Origin of the sequence: Streptomyces otsuchiensis (genome assembly GCF_004305975.1) — a bacterium.
GTDB classification, from domain to species: Bacteria; Actinomycetota; Actinomycetes; order Streptomycetales; family Streptomycetaceae; genus Streptomyces; species Streptomyces otsuchiensis.
Genome location: NZ_BHZI01000112.1, coordinates 1 through 18,370, shown reverse-complemented (window position 1 = coordinate 18,370; position 18,370 = coordinate 1). Strand labels below are relative to the sequence as shown.

The 18,370-nt window shown below is 71.4% G+C and carries 11 protein-coding genes, 1 tRNA gene and 1 rRNA gene; 3 read left to right on the top strand and 10 right to left on the bottom strand.

The genetic code is table 11. The features are described from left to right. Window positions 1–493 (top strand): Lhr family helicase (locus E0D90_RS12820; protein ID WP_438827394.1); only part of this gene is annotated, 493 nt, incomplete at its 5' end. Window positions 494–632: 139 nt separating this feature from the next. Here E0D90_RS12820 and E0D90_RS12815 read toward each other — a convergent pair. From E0D90_RS12815 to E0D90_RS12775, 8 genes are all read right to left on the bottom strand, one after another. Further along, on the bottom strand, window positions 633–1,013 hold the full coding sequence (locus E0D90_RS12815; protein ID WP_103501134.1) for a helix-turn-helix domain-containing protein: 381 nt from the start codon (window positions 1,011–1,013) through the stop codon (window positions 633–635). Between the two features lie 203 nt (window positions 1,014–1,216). Further along, window positions 1,217–1,744 carry a CinA family protein gene (locus E0D90_RS12810; protein WP_227870181.1) on the bottom strand — a complete coding sequence of 176 codons (528 nt, stop codon included), beginning with the start codon at window positions 1,742–1,744 and terminating at the stop codon, window positions 1,217–1,219. Window positions 1,745–1,842: 98 nt separating this feature from the next. Continuing rightward, complete coding sequence (gene pgsA, locus E0D90_RS12805; RefSeq protein WP_103503028.1) at window positions 1,843–2,547, bottom strand: CDP-diacylglycerol--glycerol-3-phosphate 3-phosphatidyltransferase; 705 nt, start codon at window positions 2,545–2,547, stop codon at window positions 1,843–1,845. Beyond that, entirely contained in the window at window positions 2,544–4,073 is a 1,530-nt protein-coding gene (gene rimO / locus E0D90_RS12800) for a 30S ribosomal protein S12 methylthiotransferase RimO (RefSeq protein WP_103503029.1), read from the bottom strand. Before rimO ends, pgsA begins: the two co-directional genes overlap by 4 nt. Window positions 4,074–4,140: 67 nt before the next feature. Further along, window positions 4,141–4,971 (bottom strand): helix-turn-helix domain-containing protein, encoded by an 831-nt coding sequence (locus E0D90_RS12795; protein WP_130798119.1) that lies wholly within the window; start codon window positions 4,969–4,971, stop codon window positions 4,141–4,143. A gap of 238 nt (window positions 4,972–5,209) precedes the next feature. Beyond that, window positions 5,210–7,888 carry a DNA translocase FtsK gene (locus E0D90_RS12790; protein WP_130798117.1) on the bottom strand — a complete coding sequence of 893 codons (2,679 nt, stop codon included), beginning with the start codon at window positions 7,886–7,888 and terminating at the stop codon, window positions 5,210–5,212. A gap of 280 nt (window positions 7,889–8,168) precedes the next feature. Then, window positions 8,169–8,843, bottom strand: coding sequence for a response regulator (locus E0D90_RS12785; protein ID WP_130798115.1), 675 nt, complete (start codon window positions 8,841–8,843; stop codon window positions 8,169–8,171). A gap of 207 nt (window positions 8,844–9,050) precedes the next feature. Further along, window positions 9,051–14,615: a HAMP domain-containing protein gene (locus E0D90_RS12775; RefSeq protein WP_174856188.1), complete on the bottom strand. Its 5,565-nt coding sequence runs from the start codon at window positions 14,613–14,615 to the stop codon at window positions 9,051–9,053. Between the two features lie 308 nt (window positions 14,616–14,923). Here E0D90_RS12775 and E0D90_RS12770 point away from each other — a divergent pair, with 308 nt between their 5' ends. After that, window positions 14,924–17,518, top strand: coding sequence for a SpoIIE family protein phosphatase (locus E0D90_RS12770; RefSeq protein ID WP_130798113.1), 2,595 nt, complete (start codon window positions 14,924–14,926; stop codon window positions 17,516–17,518). A 79-nt stretch (window positions 17,519–17,597) separates the two neighbouring features. After that, the gene (locus E0D90_RS12765; protein WP_103501352.1) at window positions 17,598–18,113 is read left to right on the top strand and encodes a DinB family protein; all 516 of its coding nucleotides are present in this window, start codon (window positions 17,598–17,600) and stop codon (window positions 18,111–18,113) included. A gap of 103 nt (window positions 18,114–18,216) precedes the next feature. Here E0D90_RS12765 and E0D90_RS12760 read toward each other — a convergent pair. Both E0D90_RS12760 and rrf read right to left on the bottom strand, forming a co-directional pair. Further along, window positions 18,217–18,289 (bottom strand) — tRNA-Thr (locus E0D90_RS12760). Window positions 18,290–18,293: 4 nt separating this feature from the next. Next, a 5S ribosomal RNA gene (gene rrf / locus E0D90_RS12755) occupies window positions 18,294–18,370 on the bottom strand; the annotation flags it as partial.

The following is an 18,370-nucleotide window of genomic DNA, read 5'->3' as shown; positions in this document are numbered from 1 at the left end:
GGGCTACGTGGTGGAGGGGCTGGGGGCGGCCCAGTTCGCGGTGGAGGGCGCCGTCGACCGGCTGCGGTCGGTGAACACCGCGCGGGAGCGCGGCACCGACCGGGCCGGAGCGGACGCGGTACTGCTGGCGGCGGCGGACCCGGCGAACGCCTACGGCGCCGCCCTGCCGTGGCCGGAACCGCCCGGCGGGGTCACCCAGAAGCCGGGCCGGAAGGCCGGGGCACTGGTGGTCCTGGTCGGCGGGCGGCTCGCGGTGTACGTGGAACGTGGAGGCAGGACCGTGCTGGCCTGGCCCGAGGAGGGTGACGACGACGGCGGATCGCTGACGCCGGCCTTCACGGAGCTGGCCGCGGCCGCCCGGCAGGGCGTGCTCGGCACCGTGACGGTGGAACGCGTCAACGGTGCGCCGGTCCTCGGCGAGGCGGTGTGGTCCGGGATGCTGGAGGAGGCGGGGTTCCACGCGACGCCGCGCGGGCTGCGCCTGCGGCCGTGAGCCATCCCGTGGCGCGGGAGGCGTTCCGAGGCGCCGGAGGCCTTCCGGGCACCGGGGTCCCGGCGCACGGATGAGGGGCCGCACCACCGAGTGGTGCGGCCCCTCATCCACGGGCTGATCGGGGTGGGACGGTGCGCCGTCAGGCGGCGAAGACGTCCACGGCCTCCGTCGGCGCCTTGATGGTGACGCGTTCCTCCGGGCGGCCGGTGACCGACGTGACCCGGATGGGGTTGAGCATGGGGCGCATCGGCGACGGCACCGTGTCGCTCGCGGCGGACTGGGCGAGCTCGGCGAGGGCCAGGTCGTCGCTGACCTCCCTCATCAGCTCGGACATCCGCACGTCCAGCGCGTCGCAGATCGCGGCCAGCAGCTCCGAGGAGGCTTCCTTCTGACCGCGCTCCACCTCTGAGAGGTAGCCGAGTGAGACCCGGGCGGACGAGGAGACTTCACGCAGAGTGCGGCCCTGACGTTGGCGCTGCCGACGCAGCACGTCACCCAGCAGGCGACGGAGCAGGATCATCGGTGGCTCCCTCCTCGGACCGTTGGCCTCGCTACCTTCATGCCCCACCGTACCGCCTCGAACTCCAGGCGCGACGGGAAGCCCGTCGTGTTCGCTGAAGGCGCATGGTGCGGTCCGGTTCCCCCAACTGCCTGACCGCACGGGCCCTCCCACCGTACACTCACCGCGACACGCCAGCATTCACCCGAACGAACGATGCGCGATCAGGATGGTTCGGACGAGTCGGACACCGTGGGCGCATCGCCCGGGGTGACAGCGGCCTCGATCAGCGCCACGCGCAAAGCGGTCAACGCTGCGTTGACGCTCTGTGCGCGAATATCGGCCCGGTCCCCCGTCGCCTCCAGTCGTTGCGCGACCGCGCGGCTCGCGCCGGGGGGCGCGACCGCGACGAACACGGTGCCGACCGGCTGCCCGTCCTGCGGCGCCGGGCCGGCGACGCCGGTGGTGGCCAGTCCCCAGTCGGCGCCCAGCAGGTCACGGACACCGGTGGCGAGCTGCCGGGCGACCTCGGCCGCGACCGCACCCCGCTCGGCCAGCAGCTCCGCGTCCACACCGAGGAGATCCCGTTTGACGTCGGTGGCGTAGGCGGTGACCGAACCGCGGAACGCCAGGGAGGCACCCGGCACGTCGGTCAGGGCGGCGGCCACCAGCCCGCCGGTCAGGGACTCCGCGACCGCGACCGTCTCCCCCCGGGAGGTCAGCAGCTCCAGCAGCGGACCGGTCGGCGACAGCGCGCCGCCGCGCCCCGCACCCGTCGCCGCGCCACCGCGCCCCGCACCCGCGCCCGTCGCCGGGCCGCCCGCCGCCGCTCCACCCATCGCCGGGCCCCTCACGCCTCGCCGCGCTCCCGTGCGCGGCCGGCCCTGCGCAGCCGCACGGCCTGGCGGACGTAGTCCAGCCCGGTGGCGATGGTGAGCACGACGGCAACGGCCATCACCCACCACCGCAACGTGGCCAGCGGCCCGGTGAGAGCCAGGATGTACATGCCGACGGCGATTCCCTGCGCGAGCGTCTTCGCCTTGCCGCCCCGGCTCGCGGGGATGACGCCGAAGCGGATCACCCAGAACCGGATCAGCGTCACACCGAGCTCACGGGCGAGGATCACACCCGTCACCCACCAGGGCAGCTCGCCCAGCAGCGACAGACACAGCAGCGCCGACCCCATGATCGCCTTGTCGGCGATGGGGTCGGCGATCTTCCCGAAGTCGGTGACCAGGCCCCGGCGCCGCGCGATCTCGCCGTCGAACAGGTCGGTGATCATGGCGACGGTGAACGCCGCCCACGCCAGCGAGCGCCAGGCCGGGTCGTCTCCGCCGTCGGTGAACATCAGCGCCACGAAGCCCGGCACCAGCGCCAGCCGCATCATGGTCAGCAGGTTGGCGATGTTCCACAGCCCCGCCTGGGGCAGCTCCTCCGGGGCGAACGCCGGTACACCGGGCGAAGCGGCCGGCCCGCCGGGACACCCACCGGTACCGTGGCCGGCCCGCGGCTGCGCGCCGCCGCCCGCCGCGGGAACCGCCGAGGCGCCCGTCATCCGCGTACCCCCGCGGCGGCGGATCCGCCCGCGGCGACCGGCGTACGGGCCACGGCGACCAGGTCCACGCCCTCGGTGTCGACGATCTCCGCGTCGACGTACTGGCCGACGCGGTAACCGCCCGTCTCGTCCTCGGCGTCCTCGGGGAGCGTCAGCATGACCTGGCCGTCCGTCTCCGGCGCCTGGTGGGCGCCGCGCCCGATGGCGACCGGCTCGCCGTCCGGGCCTCCCTCGGGGTCGATGGCCTCGATCAGGATCCGGGCATGCTCGCCGACACGCTCCTCCGCGCGCTGCGCGGTGAGCTCCTCGGCCAGCCTGGTGACGCGCTCGACCCGCTCGGCGACCACCTCGGGCGCGTTCTTCGCGTCGTACCCGGCGGCCTCCGTGCCGTCCTCGTCGGAGTAGCCGAAGATGCCGATGGCGTCGAGCCGGGCGCCGTCGAGGAACCGTTCCAGCTCCTCGACGTCGGACTCGGTCTCGCCGGGGAAGCCGACGATGAAGTTCGAGCGCACACCGGCCTGTGGGGCCTTGGCCCGGATGGCGTCGAGGAGTTCGAGGAAGCGGTCGGTGTCGCCGAAGCGGCGCATGGCCCGCAGCACGCCGGGGGCCGAGTGCTGGAAGGAGAGGTCGAAGTAGGGCGCGACCTTCTCGGTTCCGGTCAGCACGTCGATGAGGCCCGGCCGCATCTCGGCGGGCTGCAGGTAGCTGACCCGCACCCGCTCCAGACCGTCCACCGCGGCCAGCTCGGGCAGCAGCGACTCCAGCAGCCGGATGTCGCCGAGGTCCTTGCCGTAGGAGGTGTTGTTCTCGGAGACCAGCATGATCTCCGAGACGCCCTCACCGGCGAGCCAGCGTGCCTCGTTCAGCACGTCCGAGGGACGACGGGAGATGAACGAACCGCGGAAGGTCGGGATCGCGCAGAAGCTGCAGCGCCGGTCGCAACCGGAGGCGAGCTTGACCGACGCCACCGGGCTGGAGTCCAGGCGGCGGCGAAGCGGCGGGCGCGGTCCGGAGACGGGCGCCAGTCCCTCCGGGAGGTCGCTGGGGGCGCCGTGGCCGGGCACCGCGACGGCGTCGGCCTGGTCCTGGCGCTCGGCCGGGGAGATGGGCAGCAGCTTCCGGCGGTCCCGGGGCGTGTGGGAGGCGTGCACCCCGCCGGAGAGGATGGTGCGCAGCCGGTCGGAGATGTCGGCGTAGTCGTCGAAGCCGAGCACCCCGTCGGCCTCCGGCAGGGCCTCCGCCAGCTCCTTGCCGTACCGCTCCGCCATGCAGCCGACGGCGACGACGGCCTGGGTGCGGCCGTCGTCGGACCCCTTGAGGTCGTTGGCCTCCAGCAGCGCGTCGACCGAGTCCTTCTTGGCGGCCTCGACGAAGCCACAGGTGTTCACGACGGCGACGTCCGCGTCGGCTGCCTCCTCGACGAGGTCCCAGCCGTCAGCGGCGAGCCGCCCCGCCAGCTCTTCGGAGTCCACCTCGTTACGGGCGCAGCCAAGAGTGACAAGGGCGACGGTGCGGCGTTCAGACATGGTCTCAGCGTACTTCGTCCCGGGGACCGCCTCGGCCCGGGACGGTGGTAGCGGCTGGTCAGGCCCGTCAGCCCAGTTCGGGCTCGCCCGGGGTGAAGCTCAGCCGGCTGACGGCGCCGGGGCTGCCGATCTCCGTGAGGTGCTTGCCGTTGACGTACAGCTCGACGGCACCGGCGTTGCCGGTGACCAGGTCCAGCTGGTCGTCGTCGGTGAACGTCTCGGAGTCGCCGTCCTCCAGGGTGCCCTGGAACAGCTGCTGGCCGTTGCCGTCGGTCACCATGATCCAGCTGGTGCCGGTGGCCACGACCTTCATCGTCACCTTGTCGGCCGGGGCGCCGGCGATGGCACTGTCGGAGGGATCGGGCTCGCCTCCGGCGTCGCCGCCCTTGTCGTCGTCGGTGTTCTCCGTCTCCCCGGGCTCGTCCGGGGCGGGGCTCTGCTCGGCGTCGGGCGACTCGCCGGCCTCCGCGACGTCCCGGGGGCCATCGTCACCCCCGCTCACGAAGGTGAAGCCGACGAAGCCGCCCACCGCGACGATCGCGGCGACCATCGCGGCGGTCCAGTTGGGGCGGCGCGGCTCGGGACGGATTCGCTCCGCCTCGAACACCGGGCCGGCCACCTCGGGGAGCGGCATCTCGCCGCGGTCCTCGTTGTACCGGGTGATGAGTTCGGACGGGTCGAGCCCGACGGCGCGCGCGAGCGTGCGGATGTGACCGCGCGCGTAGACGTCACCGCCGCAGCGCGAGTAGTCGTCGTCCTCGATCGCCTGGACGATCGGGATGCGCACGCGGGTGGTAGCGCTGACCTCGTCGACGGTGAGCTTGGCGGCGATGCGCGCCTGCTGGATGGTGCGACCGACTGAAGGCCGGTCCTTGGCCGAGGAGTTGCCGTTGGACACGGAGACGCCTTTCGAGCGTGAAGGCCACGTGCTGTGCGCTCAATTCTAGGGGGCCGGGTGACATGCGGGACAGCCGGGCCGGGTGAACGACCCGCACTCACCCGGTGTCCGCCCCGTGCGTCACCCCCGCGCCCACGCGGCGGGCGCACAGAGATGACATCCCGCCGCGGCGGGGCCGTCACCGCCGTGACGCGCCGGGTCCACCGGGGGAACGGCCATGGAGGCCGAACACGCGTCCCTAGGAAGGAGTCTCCCCTCGAATCACCGCGAGCACTCCATCCAGTTCGTCCGGCTTGACCAGCACGTCACGCGCCTTGGACCCCTCGCTGGGGCCGACCACACCGCGCGACTCCATCAGGTCCATCAGCCGGCCCGCCTTCGCGAAGCCGACCCGCAGCTTGCGCTGCAGCATGGAGGTCGAACCGAACTGGGTGGACACCACCAACTCCGCTGCCTGGCACAGCAGATCGAGATCGTCCCCGATCTCCTCGTCGATCTCCTTCTTCTGCCCCTTGCCCACGACCACGTCTTCACGGAAGACGGGCTCCATCTGCGCCTTGCAGTGCGCGACGATCCCGGCGACCTCGTCCTCGGTCACGAACGCGCCCTGCATCCGCACCGGCTTGTTGGCGCCCATCGGCAGGAACAGGCCGTCGCCCTTGCCGATCAGCTTCTCGGCGCCCGGCTGGTCGAGGATCACACGGCTGTCGGCCAGCGAGGAGGTCGCGAACGCCAGCCGGGAGGGCACGTTGGCCTTGATCAGACCCGTGACCACGTCCACGCTGGGCCGCTGGGTGGCCAGCACCAGGTGGATGCCGGCGGCGCGGGCCAGCTGGGTGATCCGGACGATCGCGTCCTCGACATCGCGCGGAGCGACCATCATCAGGTCCGCCAGCTCGTCGACGATCACCAGCAGATAGGGGTAGGGAGCGAGTTCACGGTCGCTGCCCTCACCCGTCTTCACCTTGCCGGAGCGCACGGCGGCGTTGAAGTCGTCGATGTGCCGGTAGCCGTACGCCGCGAGGTCGTCGTAGCGCAGGTCCATCTCGCGGACCACCCACTGCAGCGCCTCGGCGGCCTTCTTGGGGTTGGTGATGATCGGGGTGATCAGATGCGGAATGCCCTCGTAGGCGGTCAGCTCGACGCGCTTGGGGTCGACCAGCACCAGCCGCACGTCCTCCGGCGTGGCGCGCATCATGATCGAGGTGATCAGGCAGTTGATGTTGGAGGACTTGCCGGAGCCGGTCGCACCGGCGACCAGCAGGTGCGGCATCCGCGCGAGGTTGGCGAGCTGGTAGCCGCCCTCGACGTCCTTGCCGAGCCCCACCATGAGCGGGTGCTGGTCCCCGACCGCGTCCGCGGTCCGCAGCACGTCCCCGAGGTTGACCATCTCCCGGTCGCTGTTGGGGATCTCGATGCCCACCGCGGACTTGCCGGGGATCGGGCTGATGATCCGCACGTCGGGGCTGGCCACCGCGTAGGCGATGTTCTTGGTGAGCGCGGTGATCTTCTCGACCTTCACCGCCGGGCCCAGTTCGACCTCGTAGCGGGTGACGGTCGGCCCCCGGGTGAAGCCGGTCACCGACGCGTCCACCTTGAACTCGGTGAACACCGTGGTCAGCGACTCCACGACCGCGTCGTTCGCGGCGCTCCGCGTCCGTCCGGGACCACCGCGCTCCAGCAGGTCCAGCGACGGGAGCGAGTAGGTGATGTCGCCCGCCAGCTGGAGCTGTTCGGCCCGTGTCGGCAGCGCCTGGGCGGGCTCCGGCGCCGCCCGGGTGAGGTCGGGCACACCGCCCTTCCCCCGCCCGCTCCCGGCCAGCGGCACCTGCTCCGCGGAGCCCGGGTCGCCCTTGCGCATGGAGATGCGGCTGCTGAGCCCGGCCACCAGCGGAGAGGGGTGCACCCCGTGGGAGACGGCTCCGTCCAGCGCGGCGGCCGCCGCGGACGCCACGTCCACCGGGTCGTCGGCGGACTGCCCACCGCGACGCGATCGGCCCTTGCGGCTTCGCCGGGCCGGCGTCGCCTCCTCCTCGTAGGCCGCTTCGTCCTCCGCCCACGGGTCGTCGGCGGGAGCCGCGGCCACAGCCGAGGGGCGCCGGCGCGGGCGGGGCGCCCGCGTGACGGGCGGCTCGTGCTCCAGTTCGTCGACATCGGGCTTACCGGGCGGGTCCAGCACGCCCAGCCGCACCCCGGCCTCCTTCAGCCGCCGGGGAATGGCGTTCACCGGGGTCGCGGTGACCACCAGCAGCCCGAAGACGGTGACCAGCAGCAGCAGCGCCACAGCCAGCATCTCCCCCACCAGGAACATCAGCGGGCGGGAGGTACCCCAGCCGAGCAGCCCGCCGGCGTCCTGCAGTGCCTGGGCACCGTCCTCCCGCCCCGGCGCGCCGGTCGCGATGTGCACCAGCCCCAGGACACCCGCCACCAGGGCGGTGAGGCCGATCACGATCCGTCCGTTGGCCTCCTGCTTCTCGGGGTGGCGGATCAGCCGCACCGCCATGAAGAACAGCAGCAGCGGGAAGACGAGGTCGAGCCGCCCCAGGGCGCCGGTCACCAGCAGCGTCACCAGGTCACCGACCGGGCCCTGGAGGTTGGACCAGGTGCCGGCCGCCGCGACCAGGGCGAGCCCCAGCAGCAACAGCGCCAGCCCGTCCTTGCGATGCGCGGGGTCCAGCCCCTTGGCACCCTTCCCTATGCCGCGCAGCAGCGCGGCGACCGGCAGCGCCATGCCCATCCACACCCGGCGTACGACCCGCAGCAGCAGGGGCGGCCTCGGCGGCGGCTTCTTGGCCGCGGGCTTCCGCCCGCCCTTGGCGGACGCGGACTTCTTCGCTGCCGGGCGCTTCGCCGCTCCCCCGCCGCTGCGCCCGGCGCGCGCGTTGCTGGGACTGGTGCCGGACGTACGTGAGGCCATGGGGGTGAGGTTACCGGTGTCTTGCCCGCTGGGCACGGATGGCCGTGACCGACGGGCCGTCAGCCGGCCACCGGGGCCCGGCCGCAGACCGGGGCGGCGGTCCGCCCGTCCGTGACCGGTGTCGGGGGCAGCCCTTCGGCATCGCCCGGCACGACGGCCCGGGGTGGCCGGTGGCAGGGCGGACGGGCGGCGACGCGGCTGTCCGGGCGGCCATGCGGAGCGCCGGAACGGCACCGGAGACCGGCACGGGCGTCGTGCCCGCGCCGGTTCGCATCCGGCTTCAGCCGGGCGGCTTCCCGGGCGCGCCGCCACTCGCTCCGGGCTCCAGCGCGTCCAGGGCCCGCCGCAGCGCGGCGAGCTTCCGCTCCAGGTGCTCGGCTGTGGACACGGCGGCGGTGTGCGCCGTCTCCTCCAGCTCCTTGGTGAGCGCCTCTGCCTGCTCCTCGACCGCGGCGAGCCGGGCGGAGAGCTCCGGCAGCAGGGTGCCGCCGATGGCACCGGGCAGCGACTCGGTGCCGTTGTTGTCCAGTTCGCGGCGCAGCAACGCCGCCTGCTCACGCAGCTTGAGGTTCTTCTCGTAGAGGTCGACGAAGACGCTGACCTTGGCGCGCAGCACCCAGGGGTCGAACGGCTTGGAGATGTAGTCGACGGCACCGGCCGCATAGCCGCGGAAGGTGTGGTGCGGGCCGTGGTTGATGGCCGTCAGGAAGATGATCGGGATGTCACGGGTCCGCTCGCGGCGCTTGATGTGCGCCGCCGTCTCGAACCCGTCCATGCCCGGCATCTGCACATCGAGCAGGATCACGGCGAAGTCGTCGGTGAGCAGCGCCTTCAGCGCGTCCTCACCCGAGGACGCCCGCACCAACGTCTGGTCGAGCGCGGAGAGAATAGCCTCCAGCGCCAGGAGATTCTCCGGCCGGTCGTCGACCAGAAGGATCTTGGCCTTCTGGACCATGCCAGTCCTCCTCCGCCCCGGCGGCATGGCTGGCCACCGCCCCTGAAGGACGGCGCGTCACGCCGTCGCGTACCGATCTTGTCGTCCCGGACATGGTAGCCGCAGTGGACGGCCGGACACACCCAGTCACGAAGAAGTCACTGTCTCATACTCGCCAACGTCCGCCGCGCCCGGGGGGTTCCCGTCGAACTCCCCCGGGCGTGGCGCTCATTCGCCGTTCATCCAGCGGTCCATGACCTCCAGCAGGTAGTCCGTGTCGACCGGCTTGGTGACGTAGTCGGAGGCTCCGGACTCGATGCTCTTCTCCCGGTCGCCCTTCATCGCCTTCGCGGTGAGCGCGATGATCGGCAGACCGGAGAACTGCGGCATCCGCCGGATCGCCGAGGTCGTCGCGTACCCGTCCATCTCCGGCATCATGATGTCCATCAGGACGAGCGCGATGTCCTCGTTCGACTCCAGCACCTCGATGCCCTCGCGACCGTTCTCCGCGTACAGCACCACCAGCCCGAAGTGCTCCAGCACGCTGGTGAGGGCGAAGACGTTGCGCACGTCGTCGTCGACGATCAGCACCTTCTCACGGTGGAAGGCGATCCGGCGGCCGGACCCGGCCTCGGGGCGGGCGGTGGACTCCTCCCGACGTGAGGGCTCACGACGAGCGGGCTCACGCCCCCGCGCCGGGGCCGCGTCGCGGCGCCGTTCCGTGAGCTGCTGCGCGGCGGCCTCCGCCGCCGCCGCGGCGGTGGTCCGGGCGTCACCGCCCGTCTCCGCCGCCCGGCTACCGCTCTCGCCGGCTGGCGCCTCACCCTCGTCGGAGGCCGGCTGCTCGTCGCCGGCGGGTGTCTCCGATGCCCTGTCCTCGCCCGGGTCGGTGGCCTGGTCACCGGCCACGGCCCCCGCGTCACCGGCGGACGGGCCGGCCTCCAGCGCGGGCAGGGCGGCGGGGCCCTCGGCGGCCACCCGGTCCTCCGCCCGGTCGGCTGCCTCGATGGCCAGCGCACCGGCGGCCAGCTCGCCGTATCCGGGCGGCGGCAGCTCAGCGGGCTGCAGCGGGAGGTACAGGGTGAAGGTCGAGCCGCGGCCGGGCTCGCTCGCCGCGTCGATCTCACCGCCCAGCAGCCGCGCGATCTCCCTGCTGATGGACAGGCCCAGACCCGTACCGCCGTACTTCCGGCTGGTGGTGCCGTCCGCCTGCTTGAACGCCTCGAAGATCACCCGCATCTTGCCGGGCGCGATCCCGATCCCGGTGTCGGTCACGGCGAACGCCACCAGCGGCGCGGAGGAGTCCAGCACCGCGCCGGTCTCCAGCATGTGCTGGCGGATCTCCTCCGGAACACCGGTGCCCGCCGGGCGGATCACCAGCTCGACCGACCCCGTCTCGGTGAACTTCACGGCGTTGGAGAGCAGGTTGCGGAGCACCTGCAGCAGCCGCTGCTCGTCGGTGTGCAACGTGGCCGGCAGCTCCGGCGAGACCCGGACCGAGAACTCCAGGTTCTTCTCCGCCGTCAGCGGCCGCACCGACGCCTCGACGTAGTCCACCAGCTGCACCAGCGCGATCCGGGTGGGCGAGACGTCCATCTTGCCCGCCTCGACCTTGGAGAGGTCCAGGATGTCGTTGATCAGCTGCAGCAGGTCGGAACCGGCGCCGTGGATGGTCTCGGCGAACTCGACCTGCTTGGCGGTGAGGTTGCCCTCGGTGTTGTCGGCCAGCAGCTTCGCCAGGATCAGCAGCGAGTTGAGCGGGGTGCGCAGCTCGTGCGACATGTTGGCGAGGAACTCCGACTTGTACTGCATGGAGACCGCGAGCTGCTCGGCGCGCTCCTCCAGCACCTGCCGGGCCTGCTCGATCGCGGAGTTCTTGACCTCGATGTCGCGGTTGGTCGACGCGAGCTGGTCGGCCTTGTCCTTCAGCTCGGCGTTGGAGGACCGCAGCGCCTTCTGCTGGCGCTCCAGCTCGACGGAGCGCTTCTCCAGCTGGTCGGCCAGCTCCCGCGACTGGCTCAGCAGCACCTCGGTGCGGGTGTTGACCGCGATGGTGTTGACGCTGGTGGCGATCATCTCCGCCATCTGCCCGAGGAAGTCCCGCTGGATCTGGGTGAACGGCTGGAAGGAGGCGAGCTCCACCACACCGAGCACGGTGTCCTCGAACAGCACCGGCAGCACCACCACGTGCGCCGGCTGCGCCTCACCCAGGCCCGAGGAGATCTTCAGATAGCCCTCGGGGGTGTGCCCGTAGAAGATCGCGCGGCGCTGCTCGGCCGCGGTGCCGATCAGCGACTCACCCGGCCGGAAGATGGTGGGCATGGTGCCCGCGGCGTACCCGTAGGAGCTGATCAGCCGCAGCTCGTAGCCACCGTCCACGCCCTCCCCGGCCAGGACGTCGCTGTCCCGGCCGGTCGGCGCCGCCAGGAAGAAGGCGCCGTGCTGCGCGGAGACCGCCGGAGCAAGCTCGCTCATGATCAGGTTGGCGACGTCGGTGAGGTCGCGCCGCCCCTGCATCAGGCCGGAGATCCGCGCCAGGTTGCCCTTGAGCCAGTCCTGCTCCTTGTTGGCGAGGGTCGTCTCACGGAGGTTGCGGATCATCGTGTTGATGTTGTCCTGGAGCACCAGGATCTCGCCCGCGGCCTCCGCGTCGATCTTGACGCTGTGGTCGCCTCGGGTCACGGCGGTCGCCACCCGGGCGATGTTGCGGACCTGGCGGGTCAGGTTGCCCGCCATCTCGTTCACCGACTCGGTGAGTTCCTTCCAGGTACCCGCCACATCGCGCACCCGTGCCTGTCCGCCCAGCTGGCCGTCGGTGCCCACCTCCCGGGCGACCCGGGTGACCTGCTCCGCGAACGACGACAGCTGGTCCACCATCGTGTTGATGGTCGTCTTCAGCTCAAGGATCTCGCCACGGGCGTCGATGTCCATCTTCTTGGTCAGGTCGCCGCGGGCGATGGCCGTGGTCACCATGGCGATGTTGCGGACCTGGCCGGTGAGGTTGTTGGCCATGCCGTTCACCGACTCGGTCAGGTCCTTCCAGGTACCGGAGACCCCCGGCACGTTGGCCTGCCCACCGAGACGGCCCTCGGTTCCCACCTCGCGCGCCACCCGCGTGACCTGCTCCGCGAACGACGACAGCGTCGTGACCATCGTGTTCACCGAGTCGGCCAGCTGCGCGATCTCGCCGGAGGCCTCGACGGTCACCTTCTTCGAGAGGTCGCCGTTGGCCACCGCGGTCGCGACCCCGGAGATGTTGCGGACCTGCCCGGTGAGGTTGCGGGCCATCAGGTTCACGTTGTCGGTCAGGTCCTTCCAGATGCCCGACACCCCGCGCACCTGTGCCTGACCGCCCAGCTGACCCTCGGTGCCCACCTCGCGGGCCACCCGCGTCACCTGGTCGGCGAAGGACGACAGCTGGTCCACCATCGTGTTGACCGTGGTGACCAGCGCCAGGATCTCGCCCTGCGCGTCCACGATGATCTTCTTGGTGAGGTCGCCCTTGGCGACGGCGGTGGTGACCTCGGCGATGCTCCGCACCTGCGCGGTGAGGTTGTTCGCCATGCCGTTCACCGACTGGGTGAGGTCCTTCCAGGTACCGGCCACACCCCGCACCTCGGCCTGCCCACCCAGCCGGCCCTCGGTACCGACCTCGCGGGCGACCCGGGTGACCTCCTCGGCGAAGGACGACAGGTTGTCCACCATCGTGTTGATGGTGTTCTTGACCTCCAGGATCTCGCCCTGCGCGTCGACCGTGATCTTCTGCGAGAGGTCACCGCGGGCCACCGCCGTGGCGACCTGGGCGATACCGCGCACCTGGTCCGTCAGGTTGGACGCCATGCCGTTGACGGAGTCGGTGAGGTCGCGCCACACACCGGCCACTCCGGGCACCTGCGCCTGGCCCCCGAGGCGGCCCTCGGTGCCCACCTCCAGCGCCACCCGCGTCACCTGCTCCGCGAAGGACGACAGCTGGTCCACCATCGTGTTGATGGTGTTCTTGACCTCCAGGATCTCGCCCCGGGCGTCGACCGTGATCTTCTGCGACAGGTCGCCCTGCGCGACCGCCGTCGTGACCTGGGCGATCCCTCGCACCTGACCGGTCAGGTTGGAGGCCATCGAGTTCACCGAGTCGGTCAGGCCCTTCCAGACCCCGGCCACGCCGTCCACGTGCGCCTGACCGCCGAGGCGGCCCTCGGTACCCACCTCGGTGGCGACCTGGGTCACCTGGTCCGCGAAGGACGACAACTGGTCGACCATGGTGTTCACGGTGTTCTTCAGGTCGAGCATCTCGCCCGCGACATCGACGACGACCTTCTGCGTCAGGTCACCGTTGGCCACGGCCGTGGTCACCGTGGCGATGTCCCGCACCTGGGCCGTCAGGTTCCGGAACGCGGTGTTCACCGAGTCCGTGAGGTCCTTCCACGCGCCGGCCACGCCGTGCACGGAGGCGTGACCGCCCAGAGCGCCCTCGTCCCCGATCTCCCGGGCCACCCGGGTGACCTCGAACTGGAAGGAGGAGAGCTGGTCCACCATCGTGTTGACGGTGTTCTTGAGTTCGAGCATCTCGCCCGCGACGTCCACGGTGACCTTCTGCGTCAGGTCACCGTTGGCCACCGCGGTCGTCACCGTCGCGATGTCCCGCACCTGGGCCGTCAGGTCGCGGAACGCGGTGTTCACCGAGTCCGTGAGGTCCTTCCAGGTGCCCGCCACGCCCTGGACGTAGGCCTGACCGCCCAGCTTGCCCTCGGTGCCGATCTCGCTCGCGGTCCGCGTCACCTCGTCGGCGAAGGTGCGCAGCGTCTCCGTCATCGCGTTGATCGTCTCGGCCAGCTGCGCGATCTCCCCGCGCGCCGTCACCGTGATCGTCTGCGACAGGTCACCGTTGGCCACCGCCGTGGTGACCTGCGCGATCTCCCGGACCTGCGCGGTCAGGTTCCCCGCCATCAGGTTGACCGAGTCGGTGAGGTCCTTCCACACACCCGCCACGCCGTCGACACGGGCCTGGCCGCCCAGCTGCCCCTCGGTGCCCACCTCGCGTGCGACGCGCGTCACCTCGGACTGGAACGAGGAGAGCTGGTCCACCATGGTGTTCACGGTTTCCTTCAGCCCGAGCATCTCGCCCGCGACATGGACCGTGACCTTCTGCGTCAGGTCACCGTGGGCGACCGCCGTGGTGACACGTGAGATGTCCCGCACCTGCGCGGTCAGCCGGTACGCCATGGTGTTGAGCGAGTCGGTGAGGTCCTTCCAGGAACCCGAGACGCCCCGCATCTTGGCCTGACCGCCGAGATTGCCCTCGGTACCGACCTCCAGTGCGACGCGCGTCACCTCGTCGGTGAACGCCGACAGCTGGTCCACCAGCCCGTTGACGGTGCGGCCGACCCGGAGGAACTCGCCGCGCAGCGGCCGGTCCGTCCCGGCGTCGGTCTGGGCGCGCAGGTCCATGCGCTGCTCCAGATCGCCCTCGGCGACGGCGCTGAGTACCCGGCCCACCTCCGCGACGGGCCGCCCGAGGTCCTCGACGAGGTCGTTGGCGTCCTCGATCGCCTTCGCCCACGCACCCTCACAGGCACCGGCGTCCAGCCGCTCGGTGAGTTTCCCCTCCCGGCCGACGACCCTGCGCACCCGCGACAGCTGGCCGGTCAGGTGGACGTTGCGATCCGCGACGTCGTTGTAGACCGCCGCGATCTCCGCCATCGGACCGTCACCGGCGACCGTCAGCCGTCGCCGGAAGTTTCCCTCCCGCATGGAGACCAGCGCGGAGAGCAGACGGTTCAGGGAGGCGGCGTCCACTTCCACCGTGCCGCTCCCCCGGGAACCGCCGCGGCGCCCCCGCGTGTCGGGGCGTACCTCTCCTCCGTCTGACACCACTATGTCCCTCCCGCGGTTTCGACCGACTCTGCCCAGCTCTTCGCTGCGAGCCTCCCCAGTGTTTCACCCCACCTCAACCGGGCGATAACAGTTCGGCGGCATCGCATGCCAGGGATCTCCCGGTCCGGGGGAATTCACCGGATGCGGCGTCCGCGACCACGGCGGACCTCAGTAACCTAGCCTTCGTATGTCCACGGCGGTCCGCCCACGAGAACCCTTGGGGGAGAGAAGTGATCACCGCGCGAGCTGCGGCCACCTTCGAACCGGTCGGCCGGTCCGTCGCGGCCGCGCGCGGATTCGTCCGGGACACCCTGCAGGGCTGGGGGCTGGACGACCTCATCGACGACGCCGTCGTGCTCACCAGCGAACTGGTCACCAACGCCGTCGTACACGCGGGCACCACCGCGGAGGTCAGGTGCCTCCGGGACGGCACCGGGCTGCGCGTCGAGATCATCGACCGCCACCCGGAACGGGAACTCCCGTTCGCCCAGGTACGCCGCGGCACCGTCGACACCGACAGCGAGGGCGGGCGCGGGCTGATGCTCTGCGCGGCACTCTCCTCCCGCTGGGGTGTGGAGTACACCACGTCGGACAAGCGGGTGTGGTTCCGTCTGGACGAGCCCGCCCTGCCCGTGGGCACCCGCTCCGCAGGCCCCGTCGTCACCGACGACAAACTGCCCCTCAGCGACCCCCGGGTCCGCGTCGCCGTGGTCCAGGTGGACGGCTCCCAGACCGTCACCGCCTGGAACAGCGACGCGAACGACCTCTTCGGCTATCCCCCGGAGCAGGTCGTCGGCAAGCCACTGAGCGACATCGCCGCCTGGCCGCACACCCCCGGGACGGGGACCGGCATCGCCGAGGCCCTGGCACTCTCCCGCTGGGAGGGCAGCTACGGCCTGCGTGCCGCCGACGGCCGCACGCTCCCCGTCTACGCCACCCACCTGCGCGTCCGCGACGCGCAGGGCGAGCCCTCCACGGTCTGCCTGCTCGTCCTGGAGCACGAACGCGCCGTCCTCCAGAGCCACACCCGGCCCAACGCGCCCGGTGAGCACGAGCAGTCCGGCGAGACACTCGACGCCCTCATCGGAACGCCCGCCCCCGACGACCTCGACGGACTGCTCCAGCGCATCGTGGAGCGAGCCCGCGACATGCTCGACGGCGACGCCGCGTTCCTCCTGCTCGCCACCGACGACGAGACGGAGCTGGAGGTACGCGCCTCGACCGGGCTCTCCTCGACCCGGCAGCGCTTCGCCCGCGTCGTCGTCGAGACCGGCGGCGGTCGCTACGGCTCCGCCCGCATGCCCTCGGTCCACGGCGACCTCGCCGAACAGCCCGGTGCGGTACCGCTGCTGTCCGGTACCGGCATGCACGCGGTGGTGACCGTCCCGCTCAAGGTGGAGGGCCGCCTCACCGGATCACTCGGCGTCGCCTCGGAGACACCCGGCCGGTACACCAACGAGGAGGCGCTGCGGCTGCAGTTCGCCGCCGACCGGATCGCGCTGGCCGTCGAGTCCGCCCGGCTGACCGAGCTGGAACGGCTGCGCCGCGGCTCGCTCTCCTTCCTGGTGGAGGCGTCCGAACTGCTGGCGGGCACCCTGGACCGCGACCAGACCCTGGCGCTGATGGCCCAGATGACGGTCCCCACCCTCGCCACCTGGTGCGCCGTCTACACCATTCCCGAAGCCGGCTCCGACCCCGAACTGGCCTACGTCCTGCACGAGGACGAGGACCGCATCGACGGCATCAAGGCGCTGCTGGACCGGGTCCCGCCGCCGGACCCCGACATGACCCGCGGCGTGAGCCAGTGGACGGCCCCGGCGGACGCCGCCCACGACACCGCGCTGCGCTCCTCGCTGCGCCGCTTGGCCCTCGGCGACCTGCACCGGGGCAACGCCCCGGGGACCAGCCTGGCCACCGCCTCCGCGGTGGGCGGCGAGACCGTGGTGCTGCCTCTGCTGGCGCGCAACCGCGTCATCGGGCTGCTCGCCCTCGGCCGATCGGCCGACGAGCGGTTCCGGCAGGAGACGCTGGAACTGGCCGGTGACCTCTCCCGCCGGGCGGCCCTGGCCCTGGACAACGCGCGTCTCTACAGCGAACGCACCGCCATCAGCCAGTCGTTGCAGCGCAGCCTGCTGCCGCCCCAGCTGCCCGAGATCGAGGGGGTGGACTTCGAGGTCATCTACCGCGCCGCCGGTGAGGGCAACGAGGTCGGCGGTGACTTCTACGACATCTTCCCCATCCGCGAGGGCGCCTACGGGTTCGCCATCGGCGACGTGTGCGGCACCGGCCCGCTGGCAGCCGCCGTGACCGGCCTCGCCCGGCACGCCCTGCGGCTGCTCGCCCGGGAGGGGCTCAGTGGTCCCGCCGTGCTGGAACGCCTCAACGCCGCCATCCTCGACGAGGGTTCACGCGCCCGCTTCCTGACCCTGCTCTACGGCGAGCTGTGGCCTCGGCCCGGCGGCGGCGCCGAGCTGCGCATGGTCTGTGCGGGCCACCCGCTGCCCCTGCGGCTGAAGCAGGACGGCACGGTGACCCCGGCCGCCGAACCACAGCCGCTGCTCGGTGTGATGGACGACCTGGAGCTGTACGAGCAGAGCTTCACCCTGGAACCGGGCGACGTGCTGCTCTGCGTCACCGACGGAGTGACCGAGCGCCGCGAGGGCACCAGGATGCTCGGGGACGACGGCCTGGCCGACGTCCTCGCCACCTCCACCGGGCTGACCGCGGGAGCGGTCGCCGCCAGGGTGCTGCGCGCCGTGGAACGCTTCGCCTCCGACTCCCCCTCCGACGACATGGCGATCCTGGCCCTGCGCATGGAGGAATAAGCGGGCAGGCCACCTGAGGCACCGCACCGCGGAGAAATCCGGTGCGGACGGGAAAGCCCTGCGGGTAGCGTCCCAGGGCATGACCATTCCTTCGCGCATCCGTCCGCCCTATCGCGCCGACGAACGCACGCAGCTGACCGGCTGGCTCTCGATGCAGAGAGCGATCATCCACTGGAAGTGCGAGGGCCTCTCGGAGGCGGACGCCCACCGCCCGGTGCTGCCGGCCTCCCCGCTGATGACGATGGCCGGGCTGGTCCTCCATCTGCGGTGGGTGGAGCACATGTGGTTCGAGGTGATGCTGCTGGGCCGGCCCGCCACCGGACCCTTCTTCCAGGAGGAACCGGAGGACGCTGACATGCGGGCCGCCGGCATCCCCCTGTCCCGGCTGCTTGCCGAGTACACGGAACAGTGCGCGATATCCGACGGAGTCATCGCCGCCAGTTCGCTCGATCAGGTGGGCCGGCATCCGGACTTCGAGGCCGCGTCAGGCAGCTTGCGCTGGATGATGCTGCACATGATCGAGGAGACCGCCCGGCACGCCGGCCACGCCGACGCCATCCGCGAACTGCTCGATGAACGCACCGGGTACTACTGACCGTTCGCGGGCAACCAGCCGGCCGACGCCTCCGGACTCTGTTTCCGGCAACGCAAAAAAGGGCTCCCACCTCGACGAGGTGGGAGCCCTTTTTCATGTTCTGAGCCCCAAAACGGAATCGAACCGTTGACCTTCTCCTTACCATGGAGACGCTCTGCCGACTGAGCTATTGGGGCATTTGTTCGGCGGCGACCTACTCTCCCACACGGTCCCCCGTGCAGTACCATCGGCGCTGAAAGGCTTAGCTTCCGGGTTCG

Coding starts and splice junctions, on each gene's coding strand:
- E0D90_RS12765 (WP_103501352.1), top strand. CDS start 17,598: ATGACCATTCCTTCGCGCATCCGTCCGCCCTATCGCGCCGACGAACGC.
- E0D90_RS12785 (WP_130798115.1), bottom strand. CDS start 8,843: ATGGTCCAGAAGGCCAAGATCCTTCTGGTCGACGACCGGCCGGAGAAT.
- pgsA (WP_103503028.1), bottom strand. CDS start 2,547: ATGACGGGCGCCTCGGCGGTTCCCGCGGCGGGCGGCGGCGCGCAGCCG.
- E0D90_RS12790 (WP_130798117.1), bottom strand. CDS start 7,888: ATGGCCTCACGTACGTCCGGCACCAGTCCCAGCAACGCGCGCGCCGGG.
- E0D90_RS12815 (WP_103501134.1), bottom strand. CDS start 1,013: ATGATCCTGCTCCGTCGCCTGCTGGGTGACGTGCTGCGTCGGCAGCGC.
- rimO (WP_103503029.1), bottom strand. CDS start 4,073: ATGTCTGAACGCCGCACCGTCGCCCTTGTCACTCTTGGCTGCGCCCGT.